Source organism: Streptomyces sp. NPDC046727 (assembly GCF_040645635.1).
Taxonomy (GTDB): Bacteria; Actinomycetota; Actinomycetes; order Streptomycetales; family Streptomycetaceae; genus Streptomyces.
In genome coordinates this window covers 68,443-83,990 of the sequence record NZ_JBEYYR010000009.1, presented here as the reverse complement: position 1 = coordinate 83,990, position 15,548 = coordinate 68,443, and the positions used below count along the sequence as shown (strand labels likewise).

Here is a 15,548-nt window from a genome sequence, read left to right as displayed (position 1 = left end):
CCACTTTAGTTGAGTGTTGAACTTTCTGCCACCTTGAACAGCAAAGGCCCGGAGGGCATTCCCCTCCGGGCCGTCGACTCTCGCGCCCGCCTACCGGATCACCCCCAGCAGCCCCAGCCCGGCGCAGGCCAGGCCGAATCCGAGCAGCGGCAGACCGAACACCAGCTGGAGGGCCACGGCCAGCACCAGGTCACCCGGGCCGCGCCCGACCTTGGTCAGCGCCGGATCCTCGGGGTCGTACACGATCTCGACCCGCTCACGGCCACCCTCGGGGCCCGTACGGGTACGGGTCACCCCGCGCGTGTCGTCGTACGCGTAGACGTACTGCTCCTCCGACCCGTCGTCGTGGTGGTACGTCCAGGTGCGCTCCAGCCGTCCCTCCACCGTGATCCCGCGCGTACGCAGCACCCAGGCATCCCGGATCGCCGCGGTCCCGTTGCGCACCCCCACCAGCCCCGCGACGAGGACCGGGGAGCACAGCCAGGGCAGGAACCCCGAGCCCGACCGCCTCGCCGCCAGCAACGCCGCCACCAGTACGTACACGCCGCCCAGCGCCCACCACCGCACCCGCCGCGGCTCCAGCCCCGGCCGCTCCAGCGGCTCCACCCGGATCCGCCCGGAGGGACCGGGAAGCGGTTCACCGGCGTCGCCCCGGGCGGGCAGCGCGCGGCGCACGGCGGCGGCGAACTCCCGTACGGCCGGGGCGCTGCGGGAGGTGAGGGTGTAGGTGGAGGGCGGGAAGCCCGCGGGAGGGTGCGCGGTGGCGGGCGGGAAGAGGGCCACGGTCAGCCGGTTTCCGCGGGGGCCGGACACGTCGACGCGGGCGATCGCGGCGACCGGTATCCGATGGCGCACTCCCGCCGCGTCCCACAGCAGTTCACCGGAGCGCAGCCGGGCCGCACGGCGCCGGCGGCCGTGCAGGACCAGCGGCGAGGTGCCTGTCGGAGTCACGCGGGTACGGTAGGCCGACTCCACTGACGGAAGAGGCCGTTCCGCCGGCCGGGCTAGCCGTACATGCGGCGCATCGCGAACTCGACCATCTGCTCGACCGCCTTCGCGTCGAACACCATGCGGTGCTCGCCCTCCATGTCCAGGACGAAGCCGTAGCCGGTCGGCAGCAGGTCGATCACCTCGGCGCCGGTGATGACGAAGTACTTGGACTCCTTGCCCGCGTACCGGCGCAGCTCCTTCAGCGAGGTGAACATCGGGATCACCGGCTGCTGGGTGTTGTGCAGGGCGAGGAAGCCCGGGGTGTCGCCGCGCGGGCAGTACACCTTCGAGGTGGCGAAGATCTGCTGGAAGTCCTCGGCGGACATCTGGCCGGTGGTGAACGCGCGCACCGCGTCGGCGAGCGAGGGCGGGGACGGCTCCGGGTAGAGCGGCGGCTGCTGGCCGTATCCGCCGACACCGCCCGGCATCTGCTGCTGCGGCGAGGCGTACTGCTGCTGAGCAGCACTCCCGTCCATGGGCTGGCCGTATCCGTACATGCGCGCAAGCGTACCGAGCGAGGGCGCCTTCATGAGCGCCGGGGAAATTTATGTAGCGGTCGATAGAGAAATGGGCTACTGTTTTTGTATCGGCCGCTACACATTGCGGTCGCCGCTCGCACCAGGGGGTTCTCCATGCCTGTCTCCGCCGCCGGTCCCGATGCCCGTCCTGGCGTGCACCCCGATGCGCGTCCCGGTGCATGTCCTGATTCGGGCCCTGAATCCCGCCCCGGCCCACCTCCCGGCTCCCGCCCCGCCCTGCTTCTCGCGCACGGCGCCGGCGGCTCGATCGCGGCCAACTACGGGCCGGTGATGGCCCGTCTGACGGAGCGGTACACCGTGCTGGGCGCCGACTACCCGGGCGCGGGCGGCACCCCGCGCGCCACGCACCCGCTGGAGCTGGACGAGCTGGCCGACCTGCTGCTCGCCGTCGCCGACGCGGCGGGGGCCCGGCGGTTCGCGGTGTCGGGGTACTCACTGGGCGGGGCCGTGGCGATCCGGCTGGCCGCGCGGCATCCGGAGCGGGTGTCGGCGCTGGTCCTGACCGCGCCCTTCGCCCGCGCCGACGCCGAGACGCGGCTCAACGCGCAGGTGTGGCAGGCGCTGTGCGAGGCGGGGGACCCGGACACGCTCGGGCGGTTCCTGCTCGCGCGCGGTCTGAGTCCGGCCGCGCTGGAGGCGATGGCGCCCGGGGAGCTGGCGGCGGCCGTGAAGGAGACCGGGGCGACCGTCCCGGAGGGGACTCCGGAGCAGGTGGAGCTGGTGGCGCGGCTGGACGTGACCGCCGACCTGGCCCGGATCGGCGCGCCCACCCTGGTCGTCTCACCGGCCGACGACGCGCTGGTCCCGCCCCGGCTGCACCGGGCGGTGGCGGCGGGGATCCGGGGCGCCCGGCTGGTGGAGATACCGGGCAGTCACCTTCCCTTTGCCGAACAGCCCGACCGGTGGGCGAACCTGCTCACGGACGGCGTCACGTGCGGCGTCACGGGCGCGGAGGAGTAGACCCTTCTCACACTTGGCCCGAAAGGGGTTGCTTCTTATTACCGACGGGTAGCATCATCCTAGCTACTTGTTGGTACGTGAACTAGGTGCGAGGAGTCAGTGCCTCGCCGATCTCTCTACGGAGCCGTCGCCATGGGGCACTACAAGTCGAATCTCCGCGACATCGAGTTCAACCTCTTCGAAGTACTGGGGCGCGACAAGGTGTACGGCACCGGCCCGTTCGAGGAGATGGACGTCGAGACCGCCAAGAGCGTCCTGGAGGAGCTGACCCGCCTCTCCGAGAACGAGCTGGCCGAGTCCTTCGCCGACGCCGACCGCAACCCGCCGGTCTTCGACCCGGAGACCAACACCGCGCCGATCCCCGAGTCCTTCAAGAAGAGCTACCAGGCCTTCATGGACTCCGAGTACTGGCGGCTCGGCCTGCCCGAGGAGATCGGCGGCACCACCTCGCCGCGCTCCCTGATCTGGGCCTACGCCGAGCTGATCCTGGGCGCCAACCCGGCCGTGTGGATGTACTCCTCGGGCCCCGCGTTCGCCGGCATCCTCTTCGAGGAGGGCAACGAGGTCCAGAAGCACATCGCCAAGATCGCCGTCGAGAAGCAGTGGGGCTCCACCATGGTCCTCACCGAGCCCGACGCGGGCTCGGACGTGGGCGCCGGCCGCACCAAGGCGGTCCAGCAGGAGGACGGCTCCTGGCACATCGAGGGCGTGAAGCGCTTCATCACCTCGGGTGAGCACGACATGTCGGAGAACATCCTCCACTACGTGCTCGCGCGTCCCGAGGGCGCCGGCCCCGGCACCAAGGGCCTGTCCCTCTTCCTCGTCCCGAAGTTCAACTTCGACTTCGAGACCGGCGAGCTGGGCGAGCGCAACGGCGTCTACGCCACCAACGTCGAGCACAAGATGGGCCTGAAGGCCTCCAACACGTGCGAGATGACCTTCGGCGACAAGCACCCCGCCAAGGGCTGGCTGATCGGTGACAAGCACGAGGGCATCCGCCAGATGTTCCGCATCATCGAGTTCGCCCGCATGATGGTCGGCACGAAGGCGATCTCCACGCTGTCCACCGGCTACCTGAACGCGCTGGAGTACGCCAAGGAGCGCGTCCAGGGTCCGGACCTGGCGAACTTCATGGACAAGACCGCGCCCAAGGTCACCGTCACGCACCACCCCGACGTGCGCCGCTCGCTCATCACGCAGAAGGCGTACGCGGAGGGCATGCGCGCCCTGGTGCTGTACACGGCCTCGGTCCAGGACGCGATCCAGGTCAAGGAGGCGAACGGCGAGGACGCCTCCGCCGACCACGCGCTGAACGACCTGCTGCTCCCGATCGTCAAGGGCTACGGCTCCGAGAAGGGCTACGAGCAGCTCGCCCAGTCGCTGCAGACCTTCGGCGGCTCCGGCTTCCTGCAGGAGTACCCGATCGAGCAGTACATCCGGGACTCCAAGATCGACACCCTGTACGAGGGCACCACGGCGATCCAGGGCCAGGACTTCTTCTTCCGGAAGATCGTCCGCAACCAGGGCGCCGCGCTGAACTCCCTCGCCGAGGACATCAAGAAGTTCCTGGCGCTCGGCACCGGCGGCGAGGAACTGGCCGGCGCCCGCGAGCACCTGGCCAAGGCCGCCGTGGAGCTGGAGGCGATCGTCGGCCTGATGCTGACCGACCTCGCCGCCACCGAGCAGGACACCAAGAACATTTACAAGGTCGGCCTGAACACCACCCGCCTGCTCATGGCCTCCGGTGACGTGGTCGTCGGCTACCTGCTGCTCAAGGGCGCCGCGATCGCCGCCGAGAAGCTGGCCACCGCCTCGGCGAAGGACAAGGCGTTCTACACCGGCAAGATCGCCGCGGCGAAGTTCTTCGCGGCGAACGTCCTGCCCGGCGTCACGCTGGCCCGCAAGGTCGCCGGCAACGTCGAGCTGGACCTGATGGAGCTGGACGAGGCCGCGTTCTAGACGCCCCCGTCCTGGACGTTCCGGACGTCCCCGTCGATTCCGAGCACGGGCCCGCTCCTTTCCGGGAGCGGGCCCGTGCACGTCGTTAAGGTGAATCCCATGAGCGCACCAGCCCGCTTCGACCGCGGCCACACCGACGACCTGATGTCCTTCCTGGCGGCGAGCCCGTCGCCCTACCACGCCGTGGCGAACACCGCCGAGCGGCTGGAGAAGGCGGGCTTCCGGCAGGTGTCGGAGACGGACGCATGGGACGGCACGAGCGGCGGCAAGTACGTGCTGCGCGGCGGCGCGATCGTGGCCTGGTACGTGCCCGAGGGCGCCGAGCCCCACACCCCGTTCCACATCATCGGCGCGCACACCGACTCCCCGAACCTCCGGGTCAAGCCACGCCCGGACAGCGGGGCGCACGGCTGGCGCCAGGTCGCCGTGGAGATCTACGGCGGCCCGCTGCTCAACTCCTGGCTGGACCGGGACCTGGGCCTGGCGGGCCGGCTGACCCTGCGCGACGGCTCCTCGGTCCTGGTCGACGTGGACCGGCCGCTGCTGCGGGTGCCGCAGCTCGCCATCCACCTGGACCGTTCGGTCAGCTCCGAGGGGCTCAAGCTGGACAAGCAGCGGCATCTGCAGCCGGTGTGGGGCCTCGGCGACGACGCGCGGGAGGGCGACCTCATCGCCTTCCTGGAGCAGGAGGCCGGGCTGGCCACGGGCTCGGTGACCGGCTGGGACCTGATGGTGCACCCGGTGGAGCCACCGGCCTACCTCGGCCGGGACCGGGAGCTGGTCGCCGGTCCGCGCATGGACAACCTGCTGTCGGTGCACGCGGGGCTCGCCGCCCTCGCCGCCGTGGCGACCTCCGGCGCCCCGCTCACCCGTATCCCGGTGCTGGCCGCCTTCGACCACGAGGAGAACGGCTCGCAGTCGGACACCGGCGCGGACGGCCCGCTGCTCGGCACCGTTCTGGAGCGCTCGGTGTTCACGCGCGGCGGATCCTTCGAGGACCGGGCGCGCGCCTTCGCGGGCACGGTCTGTCTGTCCTCCGACACGGGCCACGCCGTGCACCCCAACTACGCGGAGCGGCACGACCCGACGCACCACCCGCGGGTCAACGGCGGCCCGATCCTCAAGGTCAACGTCAACAACCGCTACGCCACGGACGGTTCGGGCCGCGCGGTGTTCGCCGCGGCCTGCGAGAAGGCGAACGTCCCCTTCCAGAGCTTCGTGTCCAACAACTCCATGCCGTGCGGTACGACCATCGGCCCGATCACCGCGGCCCGGCACGGCATCCGCACGGTCGACATCGGCGTCGCGATCCTCTCCATGCACAGCGTCCGTGAACTGTGCGGCGCCGACGACCCGTTCCTGCTGGCGAACGCCCTGACGGCCTTCCTGGAGGGCTAGGCGCGGCCCCGCCGGGTACCCGGACGGCACCGGAGATTCCGGAACCGAAGGGGAGGCGAGGTCTCATGGGTCTCGGCGGATGCATCATCCTCATCGCCGTAGGGGCCATCCTGACGTTCGCGACCGACTGGCACATGCAGGACGTCAACCTCACCGTCGTCGGCCTGATCCTGATGGCCGTGGGTCTGATCGGCGTGGCGACATTCACCGGAATCGCCCGTCGCCGCCGGGTAGTGGTCCCGCCGACGACCCCGGTCGTCGAGGAGGAACGCCACCACCACCACAGCGACGGCTACAGCGACGGCTATGGCGTGTGAGCGCACGACCGGGATACGACGGGGAGCTTCCGCGGAAGCCACACCGCCGCAGTCCATAACTCAGTAATCTACTGAGTTATGGACTTCACCGTTATCAAGCACGCCGTTCAGGTGGATCACGGCGTGAAGCACCTTTCGATGCGTTTCATCAAGCAGCTCGCCGCGCCGGACCGCGCCCGCTTGAGCGCCGAGTTGTGCGCACAAATCACGAAAGAGTTGGGGAATCTCGGACTTATCACCCTGCCCAGACGGCTGCCGACGTCGGAGAACGACTCCGTGCTCGTCATCGAGAAGACCAGCACCCTCGGGCAGGCCGTCACCATCGCCTCGAAGCTGGCGGAGTTCGACCGGATCGGCGGGAACCCCTTGCCCTCGCTCTTCGAGAACCATCCCGGCGCCCGCGACGCACTGACTCCCTGAACACCGTAGGGTCGCAAGGTTGTTCGCCCGCCGTACGGCCGCCCCTCGCACGATCGTACGGAATCAGTCATTCCGTACCGACCGCTGGCAAAAATAGCAATTTCGGTGGCCGACCGGCACACACGCCCCTACCCTGTGAAGGGCGTGAAGCCGGTGACGCCCGTGGCGCGTGCGACGCGCGAGCCCGCGTTTGCAAGCGGAAGCTCCATCACCTCACTTGTGAAGCAATGGAGTTCGACCATGGACGGCCACGCCCATCTGCCCTCTTCCGACCAGCCCGGCCTCGCCGCCGGCGGCGAGGGGCACCTTCCCGCCACCCCCGAATTCGCACATGCACACGCGAATGCCTATGTCGTCGTCCCCTCCGGTGACGCCGCCCTGACCGTCTTCGGGTGGCTGCGGCTGCCCTTCGCCGAGATCGCGGGGGCAGCCGCCCGCTGGACGGCCTTCCGTGCGGAACTGCACGACGACCCGGCGCTCAACGTCCGGCCCGACGACGACCTTCGGGCCCGGAAGCTGGCCGCCGGGCAGGGCAGACCGCTGGGTGGCGCGTACCTGAGGCGTGGCCCGAACCGGACGGAGAAGTGGAACTACCGTCGGGTCCTCAGGCGTGGCATCGACGTGATCGCCGCCCTGCCCGGCACCACGGTCGGCACCGCGGGCGGCCATGGCCTGTCCACCACGGACGCCACCGATGCCCTGCTGAAGCGGTTCTCCGCGCAGCACGCGGCGGACGCCGCCGCCGCGTTCGCGCTGCTCCGCACCGGCAACGGCACCCATTCCTGGTACCGGATCCCGCCCGGCGCCGAGGCGCCGCATGTCGTCGAGGGCCCGGCGGACATCACGGCCGCGGCCGAACGTCTTCTGGAGCCCGCGGAGTTCGTCGCCTACTGCGCCTACCGCCACTGGGCGCGCATGCACCAGCGCCGTCTCCTGCCGCCCTGGTTCCCCGAGCTGCTGCCCGGCGCCGAAGGCCCCTTCACGCTCTGACCCCTGTCACCGGCGGCCGGGCCCCGCGCCCGGCCGCCGTACCCGCCCTGCCGTATCCGCCGTATCCGCCGTACCCGTCCGACCCGTCGTACCCCGTTCCGTGCTCCGGAGGTCATCCTCATGCCCCGCAACACTCCCCGCTCGCTCAATGTCCGCTGGGGCTCCGATCCGATCCTGGTGTCCAACATCGACTCCGAGCTGCCCGCCACCGCGTCCGACGACGACATCGCCAAGGTGGTCGAGGCCGGGCGGGCCAATCCGCTGACGCTGCTGCCCGTACCGGCCTGGAGCGGCATCGGCGGTGCCTCCACCGGCCCGGACGCCCTCGCCGTGCAGCTCCGCTCCACCGCGCAGGAGCCCGGCGGCCTGCTGATGGAGGAGAACGTAGAAGGCGCGACCCTGTACTCGGTCGTCACCCGTGTGCACCTGAGCGAGCTGCTGCCCGGCATCCAGCCCCGCACCGGCATGGAGGTCATGGAGATCCCCGACCCCCAGGTGCAGGGTCTGACGGAGGACGGCAGGGCGTGCGCGGTCATCCGGTACCGGTACCGCGACATGGAGCACCTCCGGCACCACGTCTGGCAGACCGTCCACGGCACGCTGTCGCTCAACAGCTACGCGCAGTCCATCCTCGCCCGCAAGGTCACCCGCAACCTGATCACGCACCCGGTCGAGATCGCCTTCGAGGACGGCACCGAGTCCTTCCACATGCTCGTCGTACGCGACGGCATCACCCGCCTCGCCAGCGCCTGGGCCGTGCTCGCCGGGCCCGACGCGGACGCCGCCGAGGCCGCCGCGCTGGCCGTGGACTCGCTTCTCGGGAAGAAGACCTCGGCGCCGCTCGCGTCCGGCGGCGACCCCCTGGGCCAGCGGCTGGCCGCGAACCGGAGCCGCTGGCGCCGGGCGCTCCGGGAGGAGTTCGCCCAGGAGCTGGCCCAGTCCGAACCGGGCCTGCGCGCCGCCCAGATCGCCCAGACCGCCGTACTCCCGGCGCAGATCGCCGTGGGAGCCGAGGGGCACCCCGGGCATCTGCTCGCCGCGGAGGACCTCTTCGACGACGCGATCCGCTCCGTACTCGCCTCGGTGCACGTCGAGTTCAAGCAGTGGGACGCGGCGGCGCAGAACGTCGAGGTCGCCACCCGTGCGCTCAAGCGGGTCATCCAGCTCGGCGACTCCCTCGTACCGAAGGACGATCTCCAGATCGTGCACGGGCTGGCCGTCGGCCGGATCACCCCGGAGGAGCTGCCCCAGGTGGTCCCCGGCGAGACCGCGCCGCCCGGGACCGCGCTGTGGCGCAGCGTGTACCTGGTCTACTGGCTGACCCGGCCGGAACTCCTGGAGCGCCTGAAGGACCAGGCCAAGGCCATCAAGGGTGGCAAGCGCATGGGGCTGAAGGGGTTCGCCGAGCTGCTCGGACCGCTGATCGACCTGCCCTGGCGCGCCTACAAGAAGCAGGTCACCACCCAGGCCCGCAATGCCTGGAACAACGGCGGTGTCCTCACCGAGGACGTGCTGCAGGAGTGGACTCCCCGCCCCACGGACGACTTCAGGACCCTGGTGGCGCCGGCTCTGGCCGGCGATGTCGACGCCCGCTGCACGCTGGCCGTGGCCGGAGGCGTGGCCCTGATCGCCGACAAGCTGCTGACGCGGAACGTCGGTTCGGCCCTGATGGCGGCGAAGGAGAAGGGCGGCGTCCCGTTCCGCGCCGACGTCAACCAGGTCATCGAGGATCTGTCCCGGCCGCACAACGAGCTGGGGCTGTGGACCCTGGCCCTGGCCGCGAACCGGTTCCGCAGCGACGCGCTGCCCGAGAACGCGGTGACCATGCGGCATCTCACCCGGCGGGAGAGCGCGCAGGATCCCGCCGAGACGCCGTACGTCCACTTCCGGGTCGATCTCGACGCCGAGGACAAGATCGCGCGCGACGCCGACGGCCTGCCGGAGAAGCTGTACCAGTGGAACGTGGTGTGGGCGTCCAACCCGGAGCGCGCGCTGAAGGCCCACCCGCCGAAGCCGTCCCTGCCCCTCTTCCCGTCCTCTTCCACGGCCGCGAACGGCTCCGGGAGCGCGGCGGGCGAGGCGTCCGCGGGTGACGGGTTCGCGGGTGACGGGTCCGCGAGCGACGGGACCGCCGGTGACGGGTTCGCGGACGGCGGTTCGGCGATCAACGGCTCGGCGGGAGAGGCGCCCGCGACCGGCGGCACGGCCGGACCGGGAAGCGCCTTCACGCCTCCCGCCAGCCAGCAGGCCGCCGAGCAGCGCCGGATACTGCGCGACAGCGTGGTCACGGCCCGGGACGCGCTGGACCGGCTGAGCCTGCTGGAACCGCAGGTCGGCCGGCACACCCCGATCGTTCCGGCGGCCACCCTCGACGAACTCCACAAGCTGCTCATCGGCCTCCAGACGGACGTCGAGAACCTCCGCCGGCGCACCGCCCAGGACGACGAACACGAGGCGGAGGCCGAAGGGGACGCCGACGACGAGGCCGCCCTGGACGACCACGACGGCCTCCAGGCGGCCGGACACCGGTGATCCGCTGACCCTCCGGGCCCGGCGGGCCCGGCCGTCAGTCCTGGTGGATCACGTTGCGGCCGGGGCCGCCGGAGAGGGTGTCGCGACCGGGGCCGCCGTACAGCTTGTCGTTCCCGCTGTTGCCGTACAGCTTGTCGTCGCCGCTGTTGCCGTACAGGACGTCGTTGCCCTTGCCGCCGTACAGGGTGTCGGCGCCGGTGCCGCCGTAGATCGTGTCGTTGCCGTCGTCGCCGGCCAGGTCCTGGCCCGCGGCGCCGCCGCGCAGCACGTCGTCGCCCCTGCCGCCCTTCGCGATGATCAGGTCGCCGTTCGCGTTGATCGTGTCGTGGCCGTCGCCGCCGAAGGCCAGGGCCGTCCTGCCGACCGTGAGGGTGTCGTCGCCCGCGCCGCCGGAGACGTCGCTGCCGTCGAGGCGGCCGGTGTCGGTGAGCCTGTCGTCGCCGGTGCCCAGGTCCATCCGCGCGAAGTAGTACACCTGGCCGGTGTCGTTCGCGTAGGAGACGGTGTCGTCGCGGTCGCCGAGGTCCATCGTGAGGGCGGCGTACGGGTCCTGGCTCTCCTCGGCGGTGACCGTGCAGGAGACCTTGGTGTGGTCGGCGCCGTTCGGGTAGGCACAGCCGTGGCCGGCCTTGACCGGGACGATGTCGTCGATGACATAGGTGATGCCGGTCCGGTCGCCGGTGAGAGTCGCGGTGACCGTCGCCTTGTTGGTCTGCCCGGAGGCGGCTCTGTAGGCGAGCTGCCAGCCGTACTGGTTGACCTCGGCGGTGGCCGGCGCGGTGGCCGCGGCGGCGCTGCCGGGCAGGGCGAACGGCACGGCCAGCGCGGCGGCCGTGCCGACGGCCAGGGCCAGCGCGCGCACGGACCTGCGGCGGTCGGGGGGAGCGGACATGGTGCACCTCCGGGAGGAACGGGCGGATTCTTCCGCTGACTTCCGCACCGTTCGACTCGGAGCCCGGTCCGTTGGTTGGTCAACTGCCTTGCCGAACCCGGAAGTTCATCAGGGGCACACCTGGTGTCCCGGTGGATTCCGGTGTCCGGTCAGGAGAGTGCGTGGCCCGTGGTGGCGTCCACGTGGTCGGGGATGTCCTCGTGCCGGTCGCCGACGGTCAGCGTCCCGGTGGGCTCGAAGACCAGGATCTCGGTGGGCACGGGCGCGTACGGCTTGTGCTCGATGCCGCGCGGGACGGTGAACACCGAGCCCTTGGGCAGGACCACCGTGCGCTCGCCGGCCGGCTCCCGCAGGCCGATGTGCAGTTCGCCGGAGAGGACCAGGAAGAACTCGTCGGTGTCCGCGTGCGCGTGCCAGAGGTGCTCGCCCTCCACCTTGGCCACGCGCACGTCGTAGTCGTTGACGGCGGTGACGATGCGGGGGCTCCACCGCTCGGTGAAGGAGGCGAGGGCTTCGTCCAGGGAGATCGGTTCCATGGGCTCATCGTGCGGGTCGCCGGACCGTCGCACGAGTGCTAGAAATCGCATATGCCGCAACGATCCTCTCACCGTGTCGTGCTGGTGGTGGACGACAACTCCAACCCCTTCGAGATGAGCTGCGCCATCGAGATCTTCGGGCTCGCGCGGCCCGAGCTGGGGCGGGAGCTGTACGACTTCCGGCTGTGCGCGGCCGAGCCCCGGACGCGGATGCGGGACGGCTTCTTCACACTCACCGGGGTCGCCGGTCTGGAGGCCGCCGAGTCGGCCGACACGCTGATCGTGCCGAACCGGCCCGACACCGAGGTACCCCGCCCGGCACGCGTCCTGGACGCGATCCGGCGGGCGCACGCGCGGGGCGCCCGGCTCGTCGGCTTCTGCTCGGGCGCGTTCACCCTCGCGGAGGCCGGGCTGCTGGACGGGCGCCGGGCGGCCTGCCACTGGATGTGGGCGGCGGCCTTCCGGGCCCGCTTCCCCCAGGTGCGGCTGGAACCGGACGTGCTGTTCGTGGACGACGGCGACATCCTCACCGCCTCGGGCAGCGCCTCCGCGCTCGACCTGGGCCTGCATCTGGTGCGCCGGGACCACGGTGCGGAGATCGCCAACCATGTCTCCCGGCGGCTCGTCTTCGCCGCGCACCGGGACGGCGGGCAGCGGCAGTTCGTGGAGCGGCCGGTGCCCGAGGTGCCGGACGAGTCGCTCGGTCCGCTGCTGGCCTGGGCGCAGGAGCGGCTGGGCGAGCCGCTGACCGTCGCGGACCTCGCCGCCCGCGCGGCGGTCTCCCCCGCCACCCTGCACCGCCGCTTCCGCGGTCAGCTGGGTACGACCCCGCTGGCCTGGCTCACCGGGGAGCGCGTGGCGCTGGCGTGCCGGCTGATCGAGCGGGGCGAGGAGCGGCTGGACGTCGTGGCGGCGCGCAGTGGCCTGGGTACGGCGGCCAACCTGCGGGCCCGGCTGCGGCGGGAGACGGGGCTGAGCCCGTCGGCGTACCGCAAGCGGTTCGGAGGGGAGCCGGGGCCCGGCTCAGGAGGGGTCGGGGGAACGGTCGGGTGAAGGGTCCGGGAGAGGGGCGAGTGACGGCCCGGGGGAAGGGGCGAGCGAAGGGTCCGGGGAAGGGGCGAGCGAAGGATCCGGAGAAGGTTCGGGATCTGAGGTGGCCTCGGATCTGACCTGCCGCATCCAGGCGTCCGACAGCGACTTCGGGACCTTCGTCGTCAGCCCGCCCTCGCGGGTGAAGGCCAGCCCGCGCGTGTAGGCGCCGCCGCCGCAGCCGTCGGACTCGTGGGTGAGCCGCACGTCGGCGGACGCGTCGACGACGGGCCGAGCGGCACCCTCGCGGGTGACCCGGAAGCGGACCGGGCCGGCGTCGGGGTCCACGTCGTCCGGCAGCGGGAGGTTCACGTGCGTGATGCGCTCCTGCCGCAGCCGGCCCTCGGTGCACTCGCCCCGCGCGCACAGCTCGTAGGAGGCACCCTGGAGATCGCCGTACCCCGCACGGTCGAACATGACGCCCACACCGGGTACGACGTCCCAGCCGGCGCAGATGTTCGTGTCGGCGCACCCGGAGGAGGCCGCGAGCAGGGCGGTCCCGACCGCCAGGAACCCCGCCCGTCCGTCTGATCTCACTTTCCCCGTTCCTTTCCCTTTTCCTTCTCGTATGACGGCTCTGTGACGATCGGCCGACGCCGGGGAAGCATGATCCGTATGAGATTCCTCGTACGCGACCGGATCCTCGGCATCGGTGACGACTGGTGGATCGAGGACGAACACGGCCGGAAAGTGTTCCTCGTCGACGGCAAGGCGATGCGCCTGCGGGACACCTTCGAGCTGAAGGACGCCCACGGTCGGGTCCTGATCGACATCCACCAGAAGATGTTCGCCCTGCGCGACACCATGGTGATCGAACGGGACGGCGAGGCCCTGGCCCGGATCAAGCGCAAGCGGCTCTCCCTGCTGCGCAACCACTACCGGGTCTCCCTGGTGGACGGCACCGAACTGGACGTCAGCGGCAAGATCCTGGACCGTGAGTTCGCCGTCGAGTACGACGGCGAACTCCTCGCGCTCATCTCCCGCCGCTGGCTGACCCTCCGCGACACGTACGGCGTGGACGTCGTACGGGAGGACGCCGACCCGGCGCTGCTCATCGCGGTGGCGGTGTGTGTGATCCACCTCGCCGAGAAGGAGGGGGAGGAGGACTGACGGGCCCTAGCCGCGGTGCCGGGGCGGCTCCAGGCCCAGGACCCGGTCCTTCAGCGCCGGGAACTGTTCGCGGGTCACGGCCACCTCCGCCGGGTCGATGTCGACGGTGAGGACCTCCTCGCCGGGGCCGGCCTCCGCGAGCACCTCGCCCCACGGATCCACCACGATCGAGTGACCGGCCTGCGGAACTCCGGCGTGCGTCCCGGCCGTTCCACAGGCGAGCACGAACGCCTGGTTCTCCACCGCCCGCGCCCGAGCCAGCAGCGTCCAGTGCGCGCGTCGCCGTTCGGGCCAGCCCGCCGGGACCACCAGCGTCTCGGCGCCGGCGTCGACCAGTCCGCGGAAGAGTTCGGGGAAACGGAGGTCGTAGCAGGTGGCCACGCCGAGCGTGGTCCCGGGCAGCCGGACCGTCACCAGGTCCCGGCCCGCGCCCATCAGCACGGCCTCGCCCTTGTCGAAGCCGAAGCGATGGATCTTGCGGTAGACCGCGGCCGGTTCACCGGAGGGGGAGAGGACGAGAGACGTGTTGTAGAGGGTGCCGTCAGGGGCCCGCTCGGGAAAGGAGCCGGCGTGCAGCCACACGCCCGCGTCGCTCGCCGCCTTGGCCATCGTCTCGTAGGTCGGACCTTCGACCGGCTCGGCCTCGCGGCCGAACTCCTCGTAGGCGAAGGCGCCGGTGGTCCACAGTTCGGGCAGTACGACGAGGTCGGCCCCGCTCTGCTCCCGCACCAGCGCGGCCGCGCGCCGCCTCCGGGAGTCGACCGGTTCACCCTCGTCCACATCGATCTGGATCAGCGAGGCGCGCACACTACCACCGTCCTGGCATTCGAGTCGTCCACACGGGCCTACGATCGTCACACGAAAGCACTGCCGGGGTGCCTTTCAGCAGCGTAACTTAGCCTCTCAAGACGCCCGCCGAAGTGCAGCCGCCGCCCGCTGGCAATGCCGCCACCACCTGCCCGTGTACCGACCGCCGAGGGGTCCCGTTCCGTGAGTCTGCATCCCACCCTCCAGCCCTACGCCGACGCCTGGACGCACTCCATCGAAGCGATATCGGAGATGGTGCAGCCGCTTGTCGAGGGCGAGTGGAACCGGCGGACCCCCTGCCCGGGCTGGTCGGTGCGGGACATCGTGTCCCATGTCATCGGCATGGACTGCGAGATGCTCGGCGACCCGCGCCCCATCCACGCCCTGCCGCGCGACCTCTTCCACGTCGCCACCGAGCACCAGCGGTACATGGAGATGCAGGTCGACGTCCGCCGACACCACACGGCGCCGGAGATGACGGCCGAGCTGGAGTACACGGTCATCCGCCGCAACCGCCAGCTGCGCAACGAGTCCCGTGACCCCGGCACCCTGGTCCGCGGACCGCTGGGCACGGAGATCACCCTGGAACAGGCCTACCGGGCCCGGGCGTTCGACGTCTGGGTGCACGAGCAGGACCTGCGCACGGCCCTCGGCCACCCCGGCAACCTGGACTCGCCCGGCGCGCACATCACCCGGGACATGCTGCTGGAGGCGCTGCCCAAGGTCGTGGCGCACGACGCGGCGGCCCCGCGCAGCTCGGCGATCGTGTTCGACGTGCACGGCCCGGTCGAGTTCCTGCGCACCGTCCGCGTCGACATCCAGGGCCGCGGCACGGTGGAGACCGCCCCCGCCCTCGGCCCCGCCGCCACGCTCACCCTCGACTGGGAGACCTACGTCCGCCTGGCCTGCGGCCGGGTCACCCCCGAGGCGGTGGCGGACCGGGTCAAGACGGAGGGCGACCAGGACCTGACGGCGGCGATCCTGCGGAACTTCACGGTGACGCAGTAAC

General features: G+C 71.1%; 16 protein-coding genes. 10 read left to right on the top strand and 6 right to left on the bottom strand.

All coding sequences use genetic code 11. From position 1 onward, the window contains the following. Positions 1-90: 90 nt before the first annotated feature. Together ABZ937_RS13670 and ABZ937_RS13665 are read right to left on the bottom strand one after the other, a co-directional pair. A complete protein-coding gene (locus tag ABZ937_RS13670) occupies positions 91-951 on the bottom strand; it encodes a DUF3592 domain-containing protein (protein WP_361690428.1) in 861 nt (286 codons plus the stop codon). 53 nt (positions 952-1,004) lie between these two features. Next, positions 1,005-1,487, bottom strand: a complete 483-nt coding sequence (locus ABZ937_RS13665; RefSeq protein ID WP_361690425.1) for an SseB family protein — start codon at positions 1,485-1,487, stop codon at positions 1,005-1,007. A gap of 258 nt (positions 1,488-1,745) precedes the next feature. On the opposite strand from ABZ937_RS13665, the gene ABZ937_RS13660 reads away from it, so the two are divergent. The 7 genes from ABZ937_RS13660 to ABZ937_RS13630 all read left to right on the top strand — a co-directional run bounded on the left by ABZ937_RS13660 (position 1,746) and on the right by ABZ937_RS13630 (position 10,105). Further along, a complete protein-coding gene (locus tag ABZ937_RS13660; protein WP_361690882.1) occupies positions 1,746-2,489 on the top strand; it encodes an alpha/beta fold hydrolase in 744 nt (247 codons plus the stop codon). Positions 2,490-2,621: 132 nt separating this feature from the next. After that, on the top strand, positions 2,622-4,448 hold the full coding sequence (locus tag ABZ937_RS13655) for an acyl-CoA dehydrogenase (RefSeq protein WP_361690422.1): 1,827 nt from the start codon (positions 2,622-2,624) through the stop codon (positions 4,446-4,448). Between the two features lie 99 nt (positions 4,449-4,547). Next, positions 4,548-5,846, top strand: coding sequence for a M18 family aminopeptidase (locus ABZ937_RS13650; protein ID WP_361690419.1), 1,299 nt, complete (start codon positions 4,548-4,550; stop codon positions 5,844-5,846). Positions 5,847-5,911: 65 nt separating this feature from the next. Continuing rightward, positions 5,912-6,163: a DUF6458 family protein gene (locus tag ABZ937_RS13645; RefSeq protein ID WP_361690416.1), complete on the top strand. Its 252-nt coding sequence runs from the start codon at positions 5,912-5,914 to the stop codon at positions 6,161-6,163. Positions 6,164-6,241: 78 nt separating this feature from the next. Further along, complete coding sequence (locus ABZ937_RS13640) at positions 6,242-6,583, top strand: hypothetical protein (protein WP_361690413.1); 342 nt, start codon at positions 6,242-6,244, stop codon at positions 6,581-6,583. Positions 6,584-6,823: 240 nt separating this feature from the next. After that, positions 6,824-7,573: a hypothetical protein gene (locus ABZ937_RS13635; RefSeq protein WP_361690410.1), complete on the top strand. Its 750-nt coding sequence runs from the start codon at positions 6,824-6,826 to the stop codon at positions 7,571-7,573. A gap of 120 nt (positions 7,574-7,693) precedes the next feature. Next, on the top strand, positions 7,694-10,105 hold the full coding sequence (locus tag ABZ937_RS13630; RefSeq protein ID WP_361690407.1) for a hypothetical protein: 2,412 nt from the start codon (positions 7,694-7,696) through the stop codon (positions 10,103-10,105). A gap of 34 nt (positions 10,106-10,139) precedes the next feature. Here the strand turns inward: ABZ937_RS13630 and ABZ937_RS13625 are convergent, their stop codons facing one another. Then, positions 10,140-10,997: a calcium-binding protein gene (locus ABZ937_RS13625; protein WP_361690404.1), complete on the bottom strand. Its 858-nt coding sequence runs from the start codon at positions 10,995-10,997 to the stop codon at positions 10,140-10,142. A 149-nt stretch (positions 10,998-11,146) separates the two neighbouring features. Continuing rightward, positions 11,147-11,533 carry a cupin domain-containing protein gene (locus ABZ937_RS13620; RefSeq protein WP_361690401.1) on the bottom strand — a complete coding sequence of 129 codons (387 nt, stop codon included), beginning with the start codon at positions 11,531-11,533 and terminating at the stop codon, positions 11,147-11,149. A 51-nt stretch (positions 11,534-11,584) separates the two neighbouring features. On the opposite strand from ABZ937_RS13620, the gene ABZ937_RS13615 reads away from it, so the two are divergent. After that, the gene (locus ABZ937_RS13615) at positions 11,585-12,586 is read left to right on the top strand and encodes a helix-turn-helix domain-containing protein (RefSeq protein ID WP_361690398.1); all 1,002 of its coding nucleotides are present in this window, start codon (positions 11,585-11,587) and stop codon (positions 12,584-12,586) included. On the opposite strand, the gene ABZ937_RS13610 is transcribed toward ABZ937_RS13615, so the two are convergent. After that, positions 12,557-13,159, bottom strand: coding sequence for a hypothetical protein (locus tag ABZ937_RS13610; protein ID WP_361690395.1), 603 nt, complete (start codon positions 13,157-13,159; stop codon positions 12,557-12,559). The two genes, ABZ937_RS13615 and ABZ937_RS13610, sit on opposite strands and share 30 nt — an antisense overlap. Before the next feature lie 78 nt (positions 13,160-13,237). Here ABZ937_RS13610 and ABZ937_RS13605 point away from each other — a divergent pair, with 78 nt between their 5' ends. Then, positions 13,238-13,732 carry an LURP-one-related family protein gene (locus ABZ937_RS13605; protein WP_361690392.1) on the top strand — a complete coding sequence of 165 codons (495 nt, stop codon included), beginning with the start codon at positions 13,238-13,240 and terminating at the stop codon, positions 13,730-13,732. A gap of 6 nt (positions 13,733-13,738) precedes the next feature. Here the strand turns inward: ABZ937_RS13605 and ABZ937_RS13600 are convergent, their stop codons facing one another. Further along, positions 13,739-14,539, bottom strand: a complete 801-nt coding sequence (locus ABZ937_RS13600) for a carbon-nitrogen family hydrolase (protein ID WP_361690389.1) — start codon at positions 14,537-14,539, stop codon at positions 13,739-13,741. A 183-nt stretch (positions 14,540-14,722) separates the two neighbouring features. On the opposite strand from ABZ937_RS13600, the gene ABZ937_RS13595 reads away from it, so the two are divergent. Then, positions 14,723-15,547 (top strand): maleylpyruvate isomerase family mycothiol-dependent enzyme, encoded by an 825-nt coding sequence (locus tag ABZ937_RS13595; RefSeq protein ID WP_361690386.1) that lies wholly within the window; start codon positions 14,723-14,725, stop codon positions 15,545-15,547. Position 15,548: the final 1 nt, after the last annotated feature.

Bases quoted from the DNA above. Each gene is read 5' to 3' on its own strand.
- ABZ937_RS13655 (WP_361690422.1), top strand. From the start codon at position 2,622: ATGGGGCACTACAAGTCGAATCTCCGCGACATCGAGTTCAACCTCTTC.
- ABZ937_RS13665 (WP_361690425.1), bottom strand. From the start codon at position 1,487: ATGTACGGATACGGCCAGCCCATGGACGGGAGTGCTGCTCAGCAGCAG.
- ABZ937_RS13630 (WP_361690407.1), top strand. From the start codon at position 7,694: ATGCCCCGCAACACTCCCCGCTCGCTCAATGTCCGCTGGGGCTCCGAT.
- ABZ937_RS13605 (WP_361690392.1), top strand. From the start codon at position 13,238: ATGAGATTCCTCGTACGCGACCGGATCCTCGGCATCGGTGACGACTGG.
- ABZ937_RS13650 (WP_361690419.1), top strand. From the start codon at position 4,548: ATGAGCGCACCAGCCCGCTTCGACCGCGGCCACACCGACGACCTGATG.
- ABZ937_RS13645 (WP_361690416.1), top strand. From the start codon at position 5,912: ATGGGTCTCGGCGGATGCATCATCCTCATCGCCGTAGGGGCCATCCTG.
- ABZ937_RS13640 (WP_361690413.1), top strand. From the start codon at position 6,242: ATGGACTTCACCGTTATCAAGCACGCCGTTCAGGTGGATCACGGCGTG.
- ABZ937_RS13635 (WP_361690410.1), top strand. From the start codon at position 6,824: ATGGACGGCCACGCCCATCTGCCCTCTTCCGACCAGCCCGGCCTCGCC.
- ABZ937_RS13625 (WP_361690404.1), bottom strand. From the start codon at position 10,997: ATGTCCGCTCCCCCCGACCGCCGCAGGTCCGTGCGCGCGCTGGCCCTG.
- ABZ937_RS13620 (WP_361690401.1), bottom strand. From the start codon at position 11,533: ATGGAACCGATCTCCCTGGACGAAGCCCTCGCCTCCTTCACCGAGCGG.
- ABZ937_RS13615 (WP_361690398.1), top strand. From the start codon at position 11,585: ATGCCGCAACGATCCTCTCACCGTGTCGTGCTGGTGGTGGACGACAAC.